The 20,131-nt window shown below is 39.3% G+C and carries 16 protein-coding genes and 1 tRNA gene; 7 read left to right on the forward strand and 10 right to left on the reverse strand.

Annotation, left to right across the window (positions count from 1 at the left end; genetic code table 11):
* Nucleotides 1-44 precede the first annotated feature (44 nt).
* Both nusA and rimP read right to left on the reverse strand, forming a co-directional pair.
* On the reverse strand, nucleotides 45-1,289 hold the full coding sequence (gene nusA, locus Q0058_RS03310; protein WP_298221312.1) for a transcription termination factor NusA: 1,245 nt from the start codon (nucleotides 1,287-1,289) through the stop codon (nucleotides 45-47).
* A 14-nt stretch (nucleotides 1,290-1,303) separates the two neighbouring features.
* Nucleotides 1,304-1,768 (reverse strand): ribosome assembly cofactor RimP, encoded by a 465-nt coding sequence (gene rimP, locus Q0058_RS03315; RefSeq protein WP_298221313.1) that lies wholly within the window; start codon nucleotides 1,766-1,768, stop codon nucleotides 1,304-1,306.
* Between the two features lie 174 nt (nucleotides 1,769-1,942).
* Between rimP and Q0058_RS03320 the strand changes: the two genes are divergently transcribed.
* A complete protein-coding gene (locus Q0058_RS03320; RefSeq protein ID WP_298221314.1) occupies nucleotides 1,943-2,767 on the forward strand; it encodes a universal stress protein in 825 nt (274 codons plus the stop codon).
* A gap of 54 nt (nucleotides 2,768-2,821) precedes the next feature.
* Here Q0058_RS03320 and Q0058_RS03325 read toward each other — a convergent pair.
* Nucleotides 2,822-2,892 (reverse strand) — tRNA-Gln (locus Q0058_RS03325).
* Nucleotides 2,893-3,108: 216 nt separating this feature from the next.
* Between Q0058_RS03325 and Q0058_RS03330 the strand changes: the two genes are divergently transcribed.
* Entirely contained in the window at nucleotides 3,109-6,336 is a 3,228-nt protein-coding gene (locus Q0058_RS03330) for a DUF2723 domain-containing protein (protein WP_298221315.1), read from the forward strand.
* A 68-nt stretch (nucleotides 6,337-6,404) separates the two neighbouring features.
* Nucleotides 6,405-7,049: a polysaccharide deacetylase family protein gene (locus Q0058_RS03335; RefSeq protein ID WP_298221316.1), complete on the forward strand. Its 645-nt coding sequence runs from the start codon at nucleotides 6,405-6,407 to the stop codon at nucleotides 7,047-7,049.
* Here Q0058_RS03335 and Q0058_RS03340 read toward each other — a convergent pair.
* Together Q0058_RS03340 and Q0058_RS03345 are read right to left on the reverse strand one after the other, a co-directional pair.
* A complete protein-coding gene (locus Q0058_RS03340; RefSeq protein WP_091143626.1) occupies nucleotides 7,046-7,342 on the reverse strand; it encodes a thioredoxin family protein in 297 nt (98 codons plus the stop codon). The genes Q0058_RS03335 and Q0058_RS03340 overlap by 4 nt on opposite strands.
* A gap of 72 nt (nucleotides 7,343-7,414) precedes the next feature.
* Complete coding sequence (locus tag Q0058_RS03345) at nucleotides 7,415-8,650, reverse strand: metallophosphoesterase (RefSeq protein ID WP_298221317.1); 1,236 nt, start codon at nucleotides 8,648-8,650, stop codon at nucleotides 7,415-7,417.
* A gap of 201 nt (nucleotides 8,651-8,851) precedes the next feature.
* Here Q0058_RS03345 and Q0058_RS03350 point away from each other — a divergent pair, with 201 nt between their 5' ends.
* The 3 genes from Q0058_RS03350 to Q0058_RS03360 all read left to right on the forward strand — a co-directional run bounded on the left by Q0058_RS03350 (nucleotide 8,852) and on the right by Q0058_RS03360 (nucleotide 13,692).
* Entirely contained in the window at nucleotides 8,852-10,711 is a 1,860-nt protein-coding gene (locus tag Q0058_RS03350) for a LamG-like jellyroll fold domain-containing protein (RefSeq protein ID WP_298221318.1), read from the forward strand.
* Nucleotides 10,712-10,810: 99 nt separating this feature from the next.
* The gene (locus Q0058_RS03355) at nucleotides 10,811-11,572 is read left to right on the forward strand and encodes a LytTR family DNA-binding domain-containing protein (RefSeq protein WP_298221319.1); all 762 of its coding nucleotides are present in this window, start codon (nucleotides 10,811-10,813) and stop codon (nucleotides 11,570-11,572) included.
* The gene (locus tag Q0058_RS03360; protein WP_298221320.1) at nucleotides 11,572-13,692 is read left to right on the forward strand and encodes a histidine kinase; all 2,121 of its coding nucleotides are present in this window, start codon (nucleotides 11,572-11,574) and stop codon (nucleotides 13,690-13,692) included. Before Q0058_RS03355 ends, Q0058_RS03360 begins: the two co-directional genes overlap by 1 nt.
* 269 nt (nucleotides 13,693-13,961) lie before the next feature.
* Here the strand turns inward: Q0058_RS03360 and Q0058_RS03365 are convergent, their stop codons facing one another.
* From Q0058_RS03365 to Q0058_RS03385, 5 genes are all read right to left on the reverse strand, one after another.
* On the reverse strand, nucleotides 13,962-14,147 hold the full coding sequence (locus Q0058_RS03365; protein ID WP_298221321.1) for a hypothetical protein: 186 nt from the start codon (nucleotides 14,145-14,147) through the stop codon (nucleotides 13,962-13,964).
* 106 nt (nucleotides 14,148-14,253) lie between these two features.
* A complete protein-coding gene (locus Q0058_RS03370; RefSeq protein ID WP_298221322.1) occupies nucleotides 14,254-15,582 on the reverse strand; it encodes a HAMP domain-containing sensor histidine kinase in 1,329 nt (442 codons plus the stop codon).
* A 10-nt stretch (nucleotides 15,583-15,592) separates the two neighbouring features.
* Nucleotides 15,593-16,267 (reverse strand): response regulator transcription factor, encoded by a 675-nt coding sequence (locus Q0058_RS03375; RefSeq protein WP_298221323.1) that lies wholly within the window; start codon nucleotides 16,265-16,267, stop codon nucleotides 15,593-15,595.
* 79 nt (nucleotides 16,268-16,346) lie between these two features.
* Nucleotides 16,347-16,808, reverse strand: a complete 462-nt coding sequence (locus tag Q0058_RS03380; RefSeq protein WP_298221324.1) for a hypothetical protein — start codon at nucleotides 16,806-16,808, stop codon at nucleotides 16,347-16,349.
* A gap of 98 nt (nucleotides 16,809-16,906) precedes the next feature.
* Nucleotides 16,907-17,098: a hypothetical protein gene (locus Q0058_RS03385; RefSeq protein WP_298221325.1), complete on the reverse strand. Its 192-nt coding sequence runs from the start codon at nucleotides 17,096-17,098 to the stop codon at nucleotides 16,907-16,909.
* 170 nt (nucleotides 17,099-17,268) lie between these two features.
* Here Q0058_RS03385 and polA point away from each other — a divergent pair, with 170 nt between their 5' ends.
* Nucleotides 17,269-20,130, forward strand: a complete 2,862-nt coding sequence (gene polA, locus Q0058_RS03390; protein WP_298221326.1) for a DNA polymerase I — start codon at nucleotides 17,269-17,271, stop codon at nucleotides 20,128-20,130.
* Nucleotide 20,131: the final 1 nt, after the last annotated feature.

Consider the following 20,131-nt stretch of genomic DNA (forward strand, 5'->3'; position numbering starts at 1 on the left):
CTCTTAATATCAAATGCCTTGGGTGTTGTGTTGTTGTGTATGGTTTAGGAATTGAACTCCTCTTTGAGAATGCGCATTACATCCATAATGGTTTCTTCTTCAAGATCGGTTCTTCTGACCAAATCCTCAACGTCTTGCTTCAGGATACTTCTTGCGGTATCCAGACCGATTTTAGCAAATTCGTCAATCACCCAGCCGTCGATTTCGTCTGAGAATTCTGTTAATTCAACATCATCTTCTTCTTCGGCGATATTGCCTTCGCGGATGACATCGAGTTCGTAACCCGTCAACAAACCTGCTAATTTAATATTGTGACCGCCGCGACCAATCGCTTTGGATACTTCTTCTAATTTCAAAAACACATCGGCTCTTTTAGTTTCTTCATTAATTTTGATTGAAGATACTTTCGCCGGGCTCAAAGCTCTTGTAATGAACAACTGGATGTTGCTTGTGTAATTGATCACGTCGATATTCTCGTTTCCTAATTCACGAACGATTCCGTGGATTCTCGAACCTTTCATTCCTACACAGGCACCTACAGGATCAATTCTGTCATCGTATGAATCAACGGCTACTTTCGCTTTTTCGCCAGGAATACGAACGACTTTTTTGACCATAATCAAACCGTCGAAAACTTCTGGGATTTCCTGTTCAAACAATTTCTCCAAAAACTTCTCTGAAGTTCTCGACATGATGATTTGAGGTTTGTTTCCTTTAAGTTCAACGCTTTCAATAATCCCGCGGACGTTATCGCCTTTGCGGAAAAAGTCGGACGGGATTTGCTTTTCTTTTGGCAAGACGATTTCGTTTCCTTCATCATCGACCAAAATCACGACTCTTGGACGCACATGATGCACTTCCGCTGTGTATATTTCGCCGATTAAATCTTTAAATTGCTTGTAAAGATTGGTGTTGTCATGTTCGTGGATTTTAGAAATCAGGTTCTGACGCAAGGCCAAAATCGCTCTTCTTCCCAAATCAATTAACTTCACTTCTTCGGAAACTTCTTCACCGATTTCAAAATCAGGTTCGATTTTTCTGGCTTCAGTTAAGGTAATTTCTTCATTTTCGAGATCCAAATCGTCATCGGCTACGATGACTCTTCTTCTCCAGATTTCCATATCGCCTTTATCAGGATTGATGATGATGTCGAAATTATCATCCGATCCGAATTTTTTCTTCAATGCATTTCTAAACACATCCTCCAAAATCGCCATAAGCGTTACACGATCAATAAGTTTATCATCTTTAAACTCTGAAAATGAATCGATTAATGCTAAATTTTCCATGCCAACTTTTTAATTTAAAATGTTACTGTAACAATTGCTTCTTTAATGTCTGAATAAGGGATTTCCTGTTGCTTCTGAACCGTTTCTTTCCCTTTTCCTATTTTTTTGGGTTCTCTAGCTTCCCATGCTAAAGTTATAAAATTTTCATTTGCCGCTATCAATTGGGCTTCAATAGTTTCTGTGGCTAATTTCACGATGAGTGTTCTGCCTACATTTTTGATGTATTGGCGAACCAATTTCAAAGGCGAACCCACGCCAACCGATGCCACTTCTAAAGAAAAATCCTGTTCTTCGCGATCGAGATTGTGTTCGATGGCGCGGCTGATATCGATGCAATCCTGCAATTGCACACCATGGTCTCCATCTAAAGTTACTATGATTTTGAAAGCCTCGTTAATCGTAAGGTCAATTAGAAAAATGGCGGGTTTTTCCTGTAGCCCAGCTTCCAATAATTGATATACTTTTTCTTTAAATGTCATATTTTTTATAAAAAGAGGGAAGCATTGCTTCCCTCATTATTTAGTTTTCAATAAATAACCGTGCAAATATAGTGTTTTTTTATAATTCAAAAATCATTGGTGTTGTAAAAAAAAAATATTACTTTTATTGCATTAATGTATAACCGATTTTATAAAATTTCTTACACTTCAATTATGAAAAGAATCTTAGTCCCAACAGACTTTTCCGAACATGCTGAATACGCCTTAAGAGTTGCAGCACAAATTGCCAAACAAAACGATAGCGAGATCATATTACTGCACATGTTAGAGTTGCCGCACCAAGCGGGCGATGCTATCGGAAGCGGGCATCAGATTCCTGAAATTATGTTTTACAAGGACAAGGCAATCAGCAACCTTGAAGAACTGATGGATGTGGATTATCTCGAAGGACTTAATGTATCGGAAATCATCCAGTTTGAAAAAGCTTTTGACGGGATTCTGGCCGTAAGCAAGAAAAACAATGTTGACCTTGTGGTTATGGGTTCTCACGGAACCAGCGGTTTTCAGGAAATGCTAATCGGATCCAACACTGAAAAAGTAGTCCGTTTTTCTGAAGCTCCTGTATTGGTCATCAAAAATAAAAACGACGATTTTAAAGCCGGTAATTTTGTTTTCGCTTCAGATTTTTCAAATGAGATTAAAAAACCTTTCGCACAACTCGTGGATTTTGCAAAAGCATTCCATTCCAACCTGAGTTTAGTGATGATTAATACGCCGAACAGCTTCAAACCAACGCATCTTGCGGAAAAAATAATGGATGACTTTATGAAAGAGTTCAATTATCCGAATTACAGTTTACATATTTATAACGATGTAAATGTTGAAAAAGGAATTTTAAACTTCTCCAACAAAGTCAATGCAGATCTTATCGGAATGTGTACGCACGGAAGAACCGGTTTTGCGCATTTCTTCAACGGAAGCATCAGCGAAGATTTAGTGAATCACGCAGTTAGACCAGTCATTACTTTCAAAATCTAATTCAGGTTTAACCTAAAAATAAAAAAACTCCTCAAGTGATTGAGGAGTTTTTTGTTGGTCTACTAGGACTCGAACCTAGAAAGACGGCACCAAAAACCGTAGTGTTACCATTACACCATAGACCAATTGCATTGCTGTTAAGCGAGTGCAAATTTAATATAAATTTTATTTTTAGCAACTATTTATAGAATTTTTATTGAAAATTTATTTCAGCGTAATCACTTGAATAAAATCACGAAATCCAATTCACTGACGATCTGCAGAATTTTTTGTTAATGCAACTTTCTTTACGCAAAAAAATAGTTTCTTTGTAACACTTAAAAAATCTATATCGATTCCGTATGACGACATTTAACTTTAATAAATGGAATACCATTTTAGGTTGGTTTGCTTTCGCTGTTGCACTCATCACTTACACCCTAACCGTGGAGCCTACGATGAGTTTCTGGGATTGCGGCGAGTATATTGCCACCGCAGCAAAATTAGAGGTTGGACATCCGCCCGGAGCACCGTTATTCCAAATGATTGGAGCCTTTTTCGCCATGTTTGCAACAGACGCCAAGCACGTCGCTTTGATGGTCAATATGATGTCGGTTTTTTCAAGTGCCTTTACCATTTTATTTCTTTTCTGGTCGTCCACGATCGTGATGAGAAAGATTACCGGTTTTTCAGCAGAAGCTAAAGACGAAGCGGCAAGCCAAATGACCAAAAGCAACGCGATTGTAATCCTTGGAAGTTCTTTCGTTGGCGCGATGGCTTTCACTTATTCGGACAGCTTTTGGTATAATGCCGTGGAAGCCGAAGTATATGCCATGGCCACTTTACTCATTTCGTTGTTATTCTGGTTAGGTTTGCGTTGGGAACAGGATATGTATACAGCAAGAGGCAATAAATGGCTACTCATCATCAGCCTTGTGACAGGACTTTCTTTTGGCGTTCACTTTATGGCGCTGCTGACCATTCCTTCTATTGGATTGTTGTATTTCTTCAAACATTATAAAACTGTAACGGTCAAGAATTTTATCATCGCCAACCTTATTGTCGTAGCGATTTTCCTTTTCATATATAAATCTCTTTTGCCTTGGACGATGGCATTTTTCGGAAAGACCGAGATCTTTATGGTCAATGATTTTGGATTACCGTTCAATTCCGGAACCATTTTCGTCGCTTTGCTGTTTGTCGCTTTCTTTTATTTCGGATTGCGGTATACCAAACAAAAAGGACTTGTTTTCTACAACTCTATTATCCTTTGTGTTCTATTTATATTAATCGGATTTTCGACCTGGATGATGCTGCCGATTCGCGCCAATGCCAATACGGTCATCAATGAGAACAAGCCGTCGGATGCGGCCGAGGTTTTGGCTTATTACAACCGAGAGCAATATGGCATCAATCCTTTATTTTATGGCCCTCAATACACTGATACTTTTGCCGGGCTTGACGCTGAAACGCCATATCTGGACAAAGCGCCAAACTACGAAAGGGATTATAAAACCGGCAAATACATCATCACCAATAATTATAAAAACGCCGAACAGAACAGCGATGACAATCAAAAAGCCATTCTGCCCAGAATGTGGAGCACAGAACATGTCGAAAACTACATCAACTTCAGCCGTGTGCCTGAATTTAAAATCAATCCCGAATATTCCGAAGAAAAAGAACTTGTCGACATCATTGCAGAATTCAGAAAAGCTTACGCTGAAAAACAGATTGACACCGAAGGTTATGTTTCTTTCCTAAAAAGTTACGGCGATTACCTGATCATCGAAAAACCTTCCACTTGGGACAATTTGAATTTTATGTTTGAATACCAATTTGGCTATATGTATTGGCGCTATCTCATGTGGAACTTCACCGGAAGACAAAACGACATCCAAGGTAAATATGACAATATCGATGGAAATTGGCTCAGCGGAATCCCTTTCATCGACGAACTTCATTTAGGTTCTCAGGAAAACCTTCCTTCGGATGCCTTAAATAATAAAGGTAGGAATGTTTATTATTTCATCCCGTTTATCCTTGGGATCATCGGTTTGATGTACCATGCCAAAAAAGACCTGAAAAGCTTTTACGTATTGATGGCGCTTTTTCTTTTCACGGGTATTGCCTTAAAAATCTACCTCAACGAACGCCCTTTCGAACCTCGTGAACGCGACTATGCTTTAGTGGGTTCGTTCTACGTTTTTGCCATCTGGATAGGATTCGGAGTGTATTCGCTTTATGAATCCGCCAAAGCCTATCTTCAACCGAAAATTGCCGGACCAGTTCTTATTGCAGGTTCTTTACTTGCTGCACCGGTATTGATGGCTTCTCAAAACTGGGATGATCACGACCGTTCTCAGAAATATACGGCTATCGCGATGGCAAAGGCGTATCTTAATTCGTGCGAACCCAATGCGATTTTATTCACTATTGGCGATAATGATACTTTCCCGCTTTGGTATGCCCAGGAAATCGAACATCTCAGAACCGACATCAAAATTGTCAACACGAGTCTTTTCATGACGGATTGGTATATCGATCAGATGAAAATGAAAACCTACGAATCAGACGGATTACCAATCTCATTTACTCATGATCAATACGTTGGGGATAAATTGGATTACGCGGTTCACAATGCCAAAACAGAAAGCCGTTGGAACATCAAAGACCTGATTCATTTCATAGCCAGCGATGACGCCAGAACGCTTATTGAAATGTCAAACGGTCAGAAAATCCATTTTTACCCGACCAATAAAGTGCGTATTCCTATTGATAAGAATGTAATCATTCAAAACAAAGTGGTCAATCCGTTGCAAAATGACTCGATTGTTCCGTATATCGATATTGAAATCAAAGGCCAGGCTTTATACAAAAACCGTCTGATGATGCTAGATGTGATTGCGAACAACAACTGGAAACGCCCGGTTTATTTCACCGGCGGAAGTTTCGGCGACGACGATTATTTGTGGATGAAAGACTATTTGCAACTAGACGGAATGGTCTACAAACTCGTTCCGATCCGCACGACGGTTCCTAAAGACGGAAGTCCGCTAGATATGGGCCAAATCGATAGCGACAAAATGTATGACATCGTGATGAAATGGGATTGGGGCAACGGTGATTTGAAAACCATCTACCACGATCCTGAAACCAGAAAAAACAGCATTTCGTACAGAACCAACATGGCGCGTTTGATGGAACAGCTCATCAACGAAGGCAAGAAAGACAAAGCCAAAAAGATCATCGACCTTGCTATGGAAAAACTGCCCGTGCAGTATTACGGATACTACTCTTTGCTCGACCCTTTTGCCGGCGGGTATTATGAAATCGGTGAAAAACAAAAAGCACGTCAGTTGTTAGAAACTTTGATGACCAAATATAAAGAGAACCTTACGTTCTACAAAGGCATGAAAGCTTCCGAACAGAGCGATTTGGTTATTGATATCATTACTGACATCGAACGCTACCGTGGTTTGCTCGAAGTCATGAAAGACCGTGGCGACCTAGAATTTTACAACAAGAACAAACCGATATTCAATGCTTATAACAAAATGTTCGAACGTTTTGGCAGAGACAATGAATAACTGATAATGGATAATTAATAATTAAAAAGTAGTGCTGCGAATGTGCTACTTTTTTATTTTAGAAAAAGATGTGGTATTGGATTAAGACAAATCGACTGATCAAACGTATTTTCTCAGATTATGTCTGGAATGTTGCGACGGTGGAGAAAAAAGTCTACCTGACTTTTGATGATGGGCCGACGCCTGAAATCACTTCTTGGGTTTTAAATCAACTGAAATCATTTGACGCCCAAGCCACTTTCTTTTGTATTGGCGACAACATTCGGAAATATTCTGAAATCTTTAATGAAGTCATCAATGAAGGTCATGCTATTGGAAACCACACTTTCAACCATTACAATGGATGGAAAACAAAAACGTCCGATTATATTGAAAACGTTCTTTCATGTGACGAAACAATCATTCAAAATTCAAAATTCATCATTCATCATTCAAAACTCTTCCGTCCACCTTATGGCAAAATCAAAAAATCACAAGCCAAACAGCTCATGGATTCTGGCTATAAAATTATAATGTGGGATGTGCTGAGCGCCGATTTCGATGCAACGGTCACTGCTGAGAAATGTTTAAAGAATGTATTGAAGAATATCCGTCCGGGAAGCATCATCGTATTTCACGACAGCGCCAAAGCCTTCAAAAATTTAGAATATACATTGCCCAGAACCTTACAATTCCTAAAAGACAACGGCTATAAATGTGAGGGAATCGTTTAGATTTGTTCCTGAACCAAACCGATGATCGTGTTGGCATCCAATTCTCCGGATTGTCTCCAGATCATCTGACCTTCTTTATAAATCATTAAAGTGGGTAAGCCTTTGATGCGCAAAGCATCTGCCAATTCCTGATTTTTATCGACATCAATTTTTATCACTTTAGCTTTATCACCCAAGGCAGCGGCAACATCGCGGATGACCGGATGCATCGATACCGAAGACTCGTTCCACTCTGTGTAAAAATCGATTAACACAGGAACCTGGGCGTTGATAAGTTCTCCAAATTTTGACATAAAAGCAAAAATTTTAATTTCTAATCGCTTGCAATTAAGATATTACATTACAAAAGTAGCGTTTTAAACGAATTATGCTAACTTTTCGCCTTTTTTTAGTTGAATTACCGTTATTTCGGGCATAATACCTACTCTTCCGGGATAAGCGTGAAAACCAAAGCCCCGATTCACATATACGTAACGGCCAAACTCCTCATACAATCCTGCCCATTGTTTGTAGACGTATTGCGCCAAGCTCCACTTGAAAAATCCCGGAATCTCAATACCGAATTGCATGCCGTGTGTATGGCCGGATAAAGTCAGATGAAAATGCTTGTCGTGCTTCTTCACTTCGTATTCCCAGTGGCTCGGATCATGGCTCATCAGAATCTTGAAGTCTTCTTTGTTCAACTGTTGCGAGGCTTTGTTGAGATCGCCGGCCTGTTTGAAATTCTTGCCCCAATTCTCCACACCAATCAAAGCAATTCTTTGGCCGTCTTTTTCAATAAAAGTATGTTGATTGAGCAAAAGATTGAACCCGATCTGCCCATAAAGATTTTTAATATCCTGAAAATTTTTCTCTTTCGCTTGCGAAGTTGGCCAATCAACATATTCGCCATAATCGTGGTTGCCGAGCACGGAATACTTTCCATATTTATAAGGCTTGATTCTATTGAACGCATCAATCCACGGATGCATTTCTTTAGCATGTGTATTCACGATATCGCCGGTGAACAAAATCATGTCGGCTTCCTGCTCGTTAATCAAATCGATGGCGTAATTGATTTTCTCGGGATTGTCGAAACTTCCGCTATGAACGTCCGAAATCTGTGTAATCGTGAAACCGTCAAAAGCATCAGGCAGGTCAGGAAAAAAAATACGCTGTTTGATGACTTTGTAGTTGTATTTCCCGAAGGTCATCCCATAAATCAAAGATAGAAATGGAACCGCCGCCAAGCCCAAACCGATCTGGCTTACAAATTTTCTTCTCGAAGCCAAAAAATCACCATTGCCATCATTGTTGATGAAGTAATTGACCGAACCCATAATGATGCGGTAAATGTCTTCGCCCAACATAACAACTGTCACGAGAATTTTAGGAACATACACCAACAGCAACAAACCCATTGTAAACAAAGTCTGTTTGGTTTGCCCGACCGAACGGTCAAATTGCGTAAAAGAATAAATGATGTAGACCAAAGCCGCGAGACTGATCACTTCATACGAAATGAGAATCCACTTTGCTTTGATGATGGTTTTGAAGGCCTGAAAAGCGTAAAGCTCGATGACAACAAGTATGGTGCAGAGAATTAAAAAGCGGAGGAGCATTTTGAAAAATTTTACACAAATTAACAAAGAAACCTAATGATTCTGGCTTTGTGTTATTAAAAATTTAACTTCATTATCCTTTTCAATTTCTTTATGAAAAACAACTGTTGTTTCGCGATCAAAAACTGCCATTTCGTGAAAATTAATAATTAGTTCCTTGTCGGTTCAGGATTTTTGCTGAAATTTTTAAAATCATACTACATGAAAAAATTACTACTTATCATTTCAATGGCATTTTCTTTTGTGGCCCAAGCACAAGTTCCTATTAACGGATTACTCGCTTATTACAATTTTGAAGGTAACGCTAACAGTCATAACGGATTGTACAATATGACCAATTTGCACACTTCAGGCGCGGCAGTTACTTACGGGCCGGGCGGAAACGGAACAGGTTATGCAGCTCTTTTAAACAACACCGGATTAAAAAACACGACACTTGCCGCAGAAATAACATCGGAGTTTACAGTAGCCTATTGGGGTTCTAAAAATCCTATTACGGAAAATAATTTTGCAACACGCTTTGAAATGTTCTCCTCAGCGTTTCACAGAAAAGATACAGGATCGCTATATGGTTACGGAATATCCACTACTAATGGCTTGTACGCACTTGGCGGTTTAGGTGGCGGTACTGCTGGAGGAGGCTTAGGTGGTTGGTTTCATTATGCTATATGTTTTAAAACTGTGGGCACAGGTAAAATTTTAGAAGTTTATGTTAATGGTGTACTCAACAGTTCGGTAAGCATAAACAATCTCAATGACATCTATAAATACAACCAAGTTTTCTCTATTGGTGGCGGCACTAATGCTGATGGTACAGTAAACGGAAGTAAATATTTCGACGGAGCTATTGATGAGTTTTACGTTTACAACAGAGCGTTAACTGTTACTGAAATCAATGCTGTTAAAGATGCCCCAGACAATTCCGTTGTAGTCAATTTACCACCTTCAATTTCAAATATAACCGTAGTGAATTCTGGCACAACTGCTTCTACTATCAATTATACATTGAATTCTTATGGAGCGGCTTCAACTTCTGTGATTAACTATGGAACGGAAGCATCAAACTTAACCTCACAAATCATAGGTAGCACCTCAACAAACGCCTCTGTTTTATTACCAAATTTAACCAACGGCACTACCTATTATTATCAAATTGTGGCCACAAACAGCAACGGCAGTACATCTTCTACACTTGCAAGTTTTGTGCAATCAGCTCCCTCTGATCCTGCGTTGGTTGCCGAATACGATTTTGACAACACTTATAATAATGTTAACGGCGGTGTACCGTTTGGTGCGGTTGGTAGTTTAACTTCCTTTGAAAATGACAGAAACAATACAAATTTGGGTGCACTTCGCATCAATGCCACTACATCAGCAGCTGTAATACCTGGTTTGCCGGTTGGAAATGCACCAAGATCAGTTTCCATTTGGGTTAAAAAAACTGCCCCGGCGACAGATGCCCATATATTTCGATATGGCCCTTTAACCGTTGGCGCTAATAATCTGGTTTATGGCTTATCTATCCAGGGTAACAATTTGGTCAATTTTGGTTACGCAAATGATTTAACCGCCACAGGGTATGGCACTACTGGTCAAAACTGGATTCATGTAGTTACTACTTTTGACGGAACAACGGCTAAAATTTATCACAATGGCGTTGAAAGAGCCTCTGGAAATAAATCCGCATGGAATACTCAAAACACGAATTTCTTCCTTGGTGGAAATAATGACATTTCAGTTGATGATTTAAAAATTTACAGCAGGGTTTTAACGCCAACAGAAATTGCCAATCTCTACACAAACAACGCTTTATTGGCTACGCAAGATCTTAACACTAGCAATCTAAAAGTAAGCATTTATCCGAATCCTACTTCTGCTAATTTTAGTATTGCAATGAAAAACGAATTGAAATCCGTAGAAATTTACTCGCTTGAAGGGCAGAAAGTAATGACTTCCACCGATAAAAACACCAACGTTTCCAATCTATCAAAAGGAATGTATTTGGTAAAAATTGAAGATAAAAACAACGCCATTACGACTCAAAAATTAATAGTTAAATAGTTTAAATTGTTTTTTTGAATGGAACCGTTGCGATTATCATCAGTCGCAGCGGTTTTCCTTTTGAAATTATTTTCTATATTGCTTGCCTGTAAACCGCCCATGAGAACCATTAAAGCCATTATTGTAGACGACGAAGCCAACGCGCGGCTTATTTTAAAGAATTTCGTTTCAGATTTTTGTCCTACAGTCACGATCATCGCGGAAGCCGAAGACGTGAAATCGGCTGTAAAAATCATCAACAAAAATGAGGTTGATTTGGTATTTCTAGACATTGAAATGCCCGACGAGAACGGATTTGTTCTGTTTGATTATTTCAACAAACCTACTTTCGAAACCATATTTTGCACCGCTTATTCTGAATATGCAATCAAAGCTTTTGAAGTTTCTGCGATTGATTATTTGCTAAAACCTATAGGCATTACCAAACTAAAAGACGCTATTGAGAAGGCCGACATCAAACTTCAGCAAAACCTCAATCCGCAAGAAAACATTGCCGTTTTGAAAGAAAACCTCTTACAGAAAAGCATCAAAAAAATCGGCATTCATATTGGCGATGGTATTGTCTTTATCGATTTGAATGATATTCTTTACTTTGAAGCTAACGGCTCTTATACAATCATCCATCACAAAAACGGAAGCGATTTGGCGGTCAAGAAAATCAAACATTTTGAAGACTTATTATCCAATGACCATCGGTTTTTCCGAATACACCGATCCTATTTTGTCAACATCACATTGATCAAAAAATACAGCAAAAAAGACGGTTTGTCGATTACTTACGACGACCGAACCCTACTTCCCATTTCCCGAGAAAAAAAGGAAGAGTTTGAAGAATTTATGCAACGCAACAACATTTTATAATGAAAATTAGGTTGGTTTTCCTTGGCATCCTTTTCAGTCAATTGCTATTGGCTCAAAATACCAACTCCGATCTTGTCCAACTCCAAAATCATCCACAAAAAGATACCACACGTTGCTTTTTATTAGACAAAATCATCGAAGCCGAAAACGACCAAAATATTTGGATTAAATACAACCAAGAACTTCAAAAAATTGCCGTCAACCAGCTTCAAAAAGAAAACAACAAAACCTTAAAAAATACGTACACCAAATATTTATCCATTTCTTACAATAACGATGGTGCGTACGAATTGTACAACGAAAAATTTGAGAAAGCCATTCAGTTGTATAAAAAATCGTTTATCATTTCAAATCAGATCAATTACCATTATGGTAGCGCGCTCGCACTTCAAAATATCGGAACTGCATTTGACTATTTAGGAAAAATTGACAGCACGTTGGTGTATATGAAAAAAGCATATCAATTTGCTTTACGTTCCAAAAACAAAACTTCTATCGCATACGTTTTGACCGATTTGGGCTACATCTACAACAATTTAGGGAATAATAATTTAGCCATCAAATACAACTTAGAAGCTTTGCCTTTGTTTGAAAAACTGAATGATTTAGAAGGTTTAGAGCGTACTAATTTTGCACTCGGACGCATTTTTGACAACCAAAATGATTATAAAACGAGTAATCTGTATTATTTAAAATGTTTGGAAATTGACCGAAAAACAAACAATACCGAACGTTTAGCACTGATTTTAAATAGTTTGTCGGCAACCAATACCAAACTCCATTTGTTAGAAAAAGCATTGCAATTCAACAACGAAGCCTTTCAGTTGGCAACTCAAATAAATAGTCAGGATTTTATCGCCACTTCACACAAAAATTACGGTGATATTTACTTTAAAAAGAATAAAATTAAGGAAGCAAAATCCCATTATCTAAAATCGGAACAATTATTTGAAAAAATAAATAGTGATATCCATTTGTCTAAAGTACAAATCCAATTAGCAACCATTTACAATAATCAAAACCAACTAGACAAAGCCAAAAAATATGGTTTAAAAGCTTTTGAATTGTCCAAAAAAACCAATTTCCCGTCCGATCAAAAAAACGCATCTGAAATTTTAAGCCAAATTTTTTTCAAAGAAAATGACTTTCAAAATGCCTACAAATACAAATCGATTGCCTCTGATATTGGCGAAAAAATCTACTTTGATGAAAGTAAAGACATTGCTCTAAAAGCCACTTATCAATACGAAACTGAAAAGAAAGAAGCCGCAATTAAAGCATTGCATCAAAAGAATATCATTGCTGAACTCGAATCAAAAAAGAAAACAACAACATTGTATTTAGTGATTCTGTTTTTCACAGGAATTGCAACAACGAGCTACGTTTTATTTTCTAGTTATAAGGAAAAAAAGAAAAATGAAATCCTACAAAACCAACTCGCCGAAACCGAAAAACTATTAGCAGCGGAAAAGAAAGCCACCGAGAGTGAACTCAAAGCACTCAAAAGCCAGATGAATCCGCATTTCATTTTCAATGCCCTGAACAGTATTCAAATGCAATTCATGTATGGCGACAAACTCGTTGCCAACGAACAACTCAACAATTTCACTTACCTAACGCGGCAAATTCTCGAGGTTTCTGGGAAAAAGCAAATTGCGATTGCTGATGAAATCGATATCCTAACGAAATACCTGGAACTCGAAAAATTGCGCTTCGAAAAGGATTTCACTTATACTATTTCTGTTGCTGACAATATCGACGAAGATTACCATAAAATACCCCCAATGCTGATCCAACCTATTGTGGAAAACAGCATCAAACACGGGTTATTGCATAAAAAAAGCAATAAAAAAGTTAGTGTTCATTTTGAGATCGATGCTGCACAAACGCATCTCATCTGCATCGTAACAGACAATGGCATCGGTAGGGAAAAATCGGCAGCAATCAAAAATGCCAATCAAAACAACCATCATTCGTTCTCGATTGCAGCTATTGAACAGCGTCTTGAACTTTTAAACGGCGCATTGAAACTCGAAGACATGATTGTTTATAACGATCTAAAAGAAGAAAATAGCTCCTGCGCCGGAACTGAAGTAGTGCTCAAAATTCCGTTGGCCTGAGCTAATTCCAGAAAACACTGTAAATATTGAGCCCTAAAACTGCAAGAATGATGATTGAAAAAACTACCGTTCTGAAGTTAATGATGTTGTCCATCGTTTTGTTTTTATAGGTTATGTAAAAACAACTACGACGATTCCGCAAGCTTGGTTTTAAAAAATAAAAAAGAGGATGAATCGCTTCACCCTCTTTTTACCAATCAAACAATCCTATTTGGCTAACAGCTTTAATATTTATCCCAGTAGGCTGTCAGCAAAGCAGGAAAGAAGCTTTATTTTTTAGCTTTTGCCGGAGCTGCTGGTGCCGCTGCTGGAGCTACTTCTTTTTTCTCAGCTTTCGCTTTTTTAACTTTTTTCGCTTTTACTTCTTTAGCAGGAGCTGCTTTGACTGGTTCCTGAGCATTTACCATAGCAGTTGTTCCTAAAAACAAAGCGACCATTAACATTACTTTTTTCATGATGTGTGAATTTAAATTGTGTTATTATTATTAACTGGACCAAAACTACAACCGCTAAATGAAGATGGGATGAAGATTAAAGCCTACTGACGCATTTAACTTTAATTTAAGTTTTGATCACCGGAAACACCAATACAAACGTAGTCCCAACATCAGGTTTAGAAGTGACTTCGACCTCAACATGGTGGAAGTGAGCAATACTGTCAACAATAGCCAAGCCTAAGCCGTGGCCTTCCTTATCCTCGTTGATGCGCGTAAAACGGTTGAAGATTTTTGTGAGTTGCTGTTCGTCCATGCCGATTCCGGTATCACTGATAATGAGTTTGTAATGCTCTGAAGTTAAAACATCGGATACGGTAATTTCGCCTTTGTCCTTATTATATTTAATTGCATTCACCAGCAGGTTGTACAGCAAAATGTGGATTAAAGTATTATTGCCTTTGAAATGAAAATGATGCTGCAGTTCATTCGAGATCCGTAATTGTTTATCTTCAATCCTGTCTTCGAGATCGATCGCCAAATCAGAAATCATCGCGTAACAATCAATCGTTTCTTTGGCTTCATATTGCTGGTTCTCGATTCTTGAAATCAACAACAGATTGCCGATGACTTTTTTGAGCATGTCGAGCGTTTTGAGGGCACCCGCAATTTTATCGACGGCTTCATCATTGAGGGATTCGTTCTGCAATAAGTTCTCAAATTTATTCTTGAGTAAGGCAATCGGCGTCAGCAATTCGTGCGAAACATTCGCGATAAATTGTTTTTCTTTTTTAAACAAGTCGCCGATGCGGTCCATCATCTGGTTCAACACCTCATCGAGTTCCTGAAAATCGGCCGAATGCGAATTGATCGGCGTATGGTCGAATTTTTCAGGTTCGTTGACGCGCCTGATTTTGGTATCGATGATTTTATAGAACGGTTTCAGTAAATATTCAATAAATACGGTATCCATCAAGAAAGTCACCGCCAAAATAATGAGCAGCACGATTAAGAAAAACAAACGGATCGCGAAAGTCAAGTCTTCTATTTCGCTTAAACTACTTCCGATTTCAAGTAAATAAGACTCGTTTTCGTAGACAAACTGATGTTGTAAAATGCGGTAATCATTCTGTTCTTCCTCAATAATCCGGGGCTCGTTGATAAAAACCGTTTTGGGATTAATCTGAGGTTGTGGCAACCGCGAAAGCTGTAAAAACTCATTGTGCAGCGTAGAAAAACTCGCATAAGTTTCCGAAGAATCTTTGCGGATTACAAAATCATTGATTTCCTCTTTGTCAAGATGTTCGATGAATTTCTGCTTCTTCTCAATCAGCCCTTTATTGATGTGTTTGTAGACGACTTTTTCAATCAGCACCGGAAGCAACAGCCACAAAACCAAGACCACGAACAAACGGGTCAGCGCGTTGAAGATGGCGAGTTGGTGCTTGATTTTCATGGCAATCGGCTTAATCATTGATGCGATACCCCACATTGCGGACGGTTTCAAACCACGCAATCGAATCGTACTTGTCGAGTTTTTTTCTGAGGTTGCGCACATGCACATCGATGAAATTGGAATCCGAATTGACTTCGAGTATATCGCCCCAAATGTGTTCTGTAAGCTGAAGCCTTGTGATAACGCGGTTCTTGTTGAGAACAAGATATTGAAAAATGTCAAATTCCTTTTTTGTCAGATTAATGGGAATGCCTTGATAACTTACCTTATAATCCTGTAATTGCAGACTAAATCCGTGAATGTTCAATTCATTGACCGTAAAACCATGAATCCTGCGAATCACCGCAAACAAACGCGCTCCGAGTTCGGTCAGCGCAAAAGGTTTGGTGAGGTAATCGTCGGCACCCAATTCGAGGCCGGCGATCTTATCGTCGAGTTCCCCACGCGCCGTAATGACAATCACCGCTACTTTCGATTGCTGTTTTCTGACGTTTTTCAATACTTCAAAACCATCGCCGTCGGGAAGCCCTAAATCGAGCAGCATCACGTCATACGAATTGACTTCCATTTCTTCGAGTGCGGCTTCACAACTTGAAACCCATTTGCACAGATAACCGGTTTTCGATAAATAATCGACTATTTCAGCGGCCAATTCTCGGTAATCTTCAACAATTAAAACGTTCATAAATTTTGGGTAAAATCGAAAGTAAATATAATCAAAAAGCCCGCAAGTGATTGTGCGGTTCCAGTATCATTTCTGCCGTTTATTTTTCAACAATACTCAGAAAATCACCTTGGGCATCAAAAAGCGCATCGCTAAGCCGATCGTTGATTTTGATTCCGATTTCATAAGTCACTTTGTTGTTGTTATTCATGATTTTAAGGCTGCGGACAATCTTATTTTCGGGATAATTTTTACTGAGATATTGACGAATGTTTGACGGAATTTCATCCTGCGAAAGCTCACATTCCAATACTTTAAAAACACCAAAAACGGTGTAAACTGCCGTCATGTTCTTCCCGCCAATCGCAAAATTCGCATCATAATTCAACTCGGTCAAATCTTCGCCTCGATAGGTTTTATCCCAATGCGGCTCGATTTTCGGAAAGGCCTTTTCAAACTGTTTGATGACTTCAAGCGGCGGAATGATTTTTTCAACTTCTTTGTTTTGCGCCATGCAAACTGCGAAGAAGAAAATAAATATTGTGGAAAGTATTCGTTTCATAGTTCCAGATTTTTAAAAGTTACTTCTAAAATCAAAAAGCCGATAATTACTACCGGCTTTATGAAATCAACTCAATCATCAACCTTTATTTACTAACCCTATTTTTGATTTTTTTCAGTCGGTTTTCCGGCCTCAATTTTTTTGGCATCGGCTTTTTTAACTTTTCTGTGTTTTTTGTGCCCAAGGGTTCTAACTTCTTTTGAAGTGTTGGCTTTTGGTGTGATGGTGTTGGCGTTCACCATAAAACTTGTGCCTAAAAGCACTACGAATAACATTACAATTTTTCTCATTTTTTCTAAGTTTTTGAATTAACAACCTTTTATTGTGATGTAAAATTACAGTCGCAAACATGAAGATAAAATGAAGAAACCACGCGTTTAAAAAAGTTTAACTTTCCTTTGTGATTTACCAAAACTTAAAGCTCAAATTCCTATTTTTACGTCCTTATAACAATTGCAATATGTCACAAAAACGCCTTTTCCTGCTCGATGCTTACGCTTTAATTTTCCGTGGTTATTTTGCGTTTATCAAAAATCCGCGGATCAACTCCAAAGGCATGGATACCTCCGCCATTATGGGTTTTATGAATGCTTTAATGGACGTCATCAAACGCGAAAAACCCGATCATCTCGCCGTAGCTTTTGACAAAGGTGGTAGCGATTACCGTTATGAAATGTATCAGGAATATAAAGCGCACCGTGATGAAACGCCCGAAGCCATTAAGATTGCCGTTCCGTACATTCAGGAATTATTAAAAGCGATGCACATTCCGATTATAGAAGTCTCAGGTTTTGAAGCCGACGATTTAATTGGAACGATTGCCAAGCAGGCCGAAAAGGAAAATTATAAGGTTTTCATGGTGACGCCCGATAAGGATTTTGCGCAGTTGGTTTCTGAAAATATTTTCATGTACAAACCCGCGAGAATGGGCAACGATATCGAAATCTGGGGGATTCCCGAAGTGCTTGAAAAATTTGGCATCGAACGTCCGGAACAAGTCATCGATTTCCTTGGGATGATGGGCGACGCAGCAGACAACATTCCCGGATTGCCCGGCGTTGGTGAAGTGACCGCTAAGAAATTACTCAAAGAATTCGGCTCGATGGAAAACCTGCTGGCCAATACCGACAAGCTCAAAGGCGCGATGAAAGAAAAAATTGAAGCCAATGCCGACAAGGGAATCCTGTCAAAAAAACTTGCGAGGATCATGCTCGATTGCCCGGTGACTTTCAACGAAACGGACTACGAACTCTCAAAACCCGATGTCGAGAAAACCGACGCTTTGTTTCAGGAACTCGAATTCCGTCAGATGAAAACGCAATTCGACAAATATTTCGGAACCGGAAAAGAATATGATGAAATCGACACGAACGGAAATCACGCTACTGAAAATGCCGAATCAACAACGGTAAAAAAAGCGCCTGCCAAAAAAACCAACGAAGACCAATTCGATCTGTTCGGTTTTTCGGATGACGATTCCGACGAACCCAAACCGAATTCGTTCTACGCCAACCTTTCCAATACGGAACATTTCTATCAAATCATTCAGGGCGATTTACCCGTGAAATTGTTATTGCAAAACCTGATGAACCAGACTTCGGTTTGTTTCGATACGGAAACCACGGGCATCGATGCGCTTCACGCCGAACTCGTCGGAATGTCGTTTGCGTTCGAAAAAGGAAAAGCTTTTTATGTTCCGTTCCCGGAAAACCAACAAGAAGCTCAAATATTGGTCGATAAATTCAAGCCGTTTTTTGAAAATGAATCGATTGAGAAAATCGGACAGAACATCAAATACGACCTCAAAATCCTTTCGCATTACGGCGTTCAGATCAAAGGGAAATTGTTCGACACGATGATTGCGCATTACCTCATCAACCCTGACATGCGCCACAACATGGATGTGTTGTCGGAAACTTATCTCAAATATTCCCCAAAATCCATCGAGGATTTGATTGGAAAAAAGGGCAAAAACCAAAAATCAATGCGCGATGTAGCGCTTGAAGACATCAAGGAATACGCCGCTGAAGATGCCGATATCACGTTCCAACTCAAACAGAATTTCAGCCCGATTCTCGACAAAGCCGAAACCAAAAAATTGTTTGATGAAATCGAAATTCCGTTAATTCCGGTACTGGCCGCAATGGAGATGGAAGGCATCAACCTCGATGTGCCTTACCTCCAATCGATGTCAGTCGAGATGCAAAAAGAAATCGCCACTTTCGAACAGAAAATCTACGAAACCGCTGGAGAAACCTTCAACCTCGCTTCGCCCAAACAACTCGGCGACATCTTATTCGACAAAATGAAAATCGGTGGCGCCAAACAAAAGAAAACCAAAACCGGACAATATGCGACCGGCGAAGAAGTTTTGAGCTATCTCGCCAATGAACATCAAATCGTTAAAGACATTCTGGAATGGCGTCAGATGGTCAAACTGCAAAGCACATACATCGATGCATTACCGAATCAGGTTGATAAAATCACAGGACGTGTGCACACTGACTATATGCAAACCGTCGCAGCCACCGGACGTTTGAGTTCGAACAATCCGAATTTGCAAAACATTCCGATCCGTACTGAAAGAGGTCGTTTGATCCGAAAAGCGTTTATAGCGCGTGATGAAAATTACACGTTACTTTCCGCAGATTATTCACAAATAGAATTGCGCATCATTGCCGCTTTGAGTGGCGAAGAAAACATGATTGCGGCGTTTAGAAATCACGAAGACATTCACAGAAGTACGGCAGCCAAAGTGTTCAATGTGCCCCTAGAAGAAGTCACGAAAGAACAGCGAAGCAACGCCAAGACGGTCAACTTCGGGATCATTTACGGCGTTTCGGCGTTTGGACTCAGCAACCAGACTTCATTGTCGAGAAAGGAAAGTGCCGAACTCATCGACGCTTATTACAAGACTTATCCGAAACTCAAATCTTATATGCACGAACAAGTGGAATTTGCGAGACACAACGGTTATGTACAGACGGTTTTAGGGCGAAGACGTTATCTCAAAGACATCAATTCTGCTAACATGATGGTCAAAAGTGGTGCTGAACGAAATGCCGTAAATGCGCCCATTCAGGGAAGTGCGGCCGACATCATCAAAATCGCGATGATCAATATCCACAAAAAACTGACTTCCGAAAATTGGCAATCGAAAATGCTTTTGCAGGTGCATGACGAATTGGTTTTCGACGTGCATTTGTCCGAAGTTGAAAAAATTCAGCCGATGATTAAGCACGAAATGGAAAACGCCTTCACCATGGCTGTTCCGTTAGAAGTTGAAATGGGCATCGGTAAAGACTGGCTCGCTGCGCATTAAC

Source organism: Flavobacterium sp. (genome assembly GCF_027484705.1).
Lineage (GTDB): Bacteria > Bacteroidota > Bacteroidia > Flavobacteriales > Flavobacteriaceae > Flavobacterium.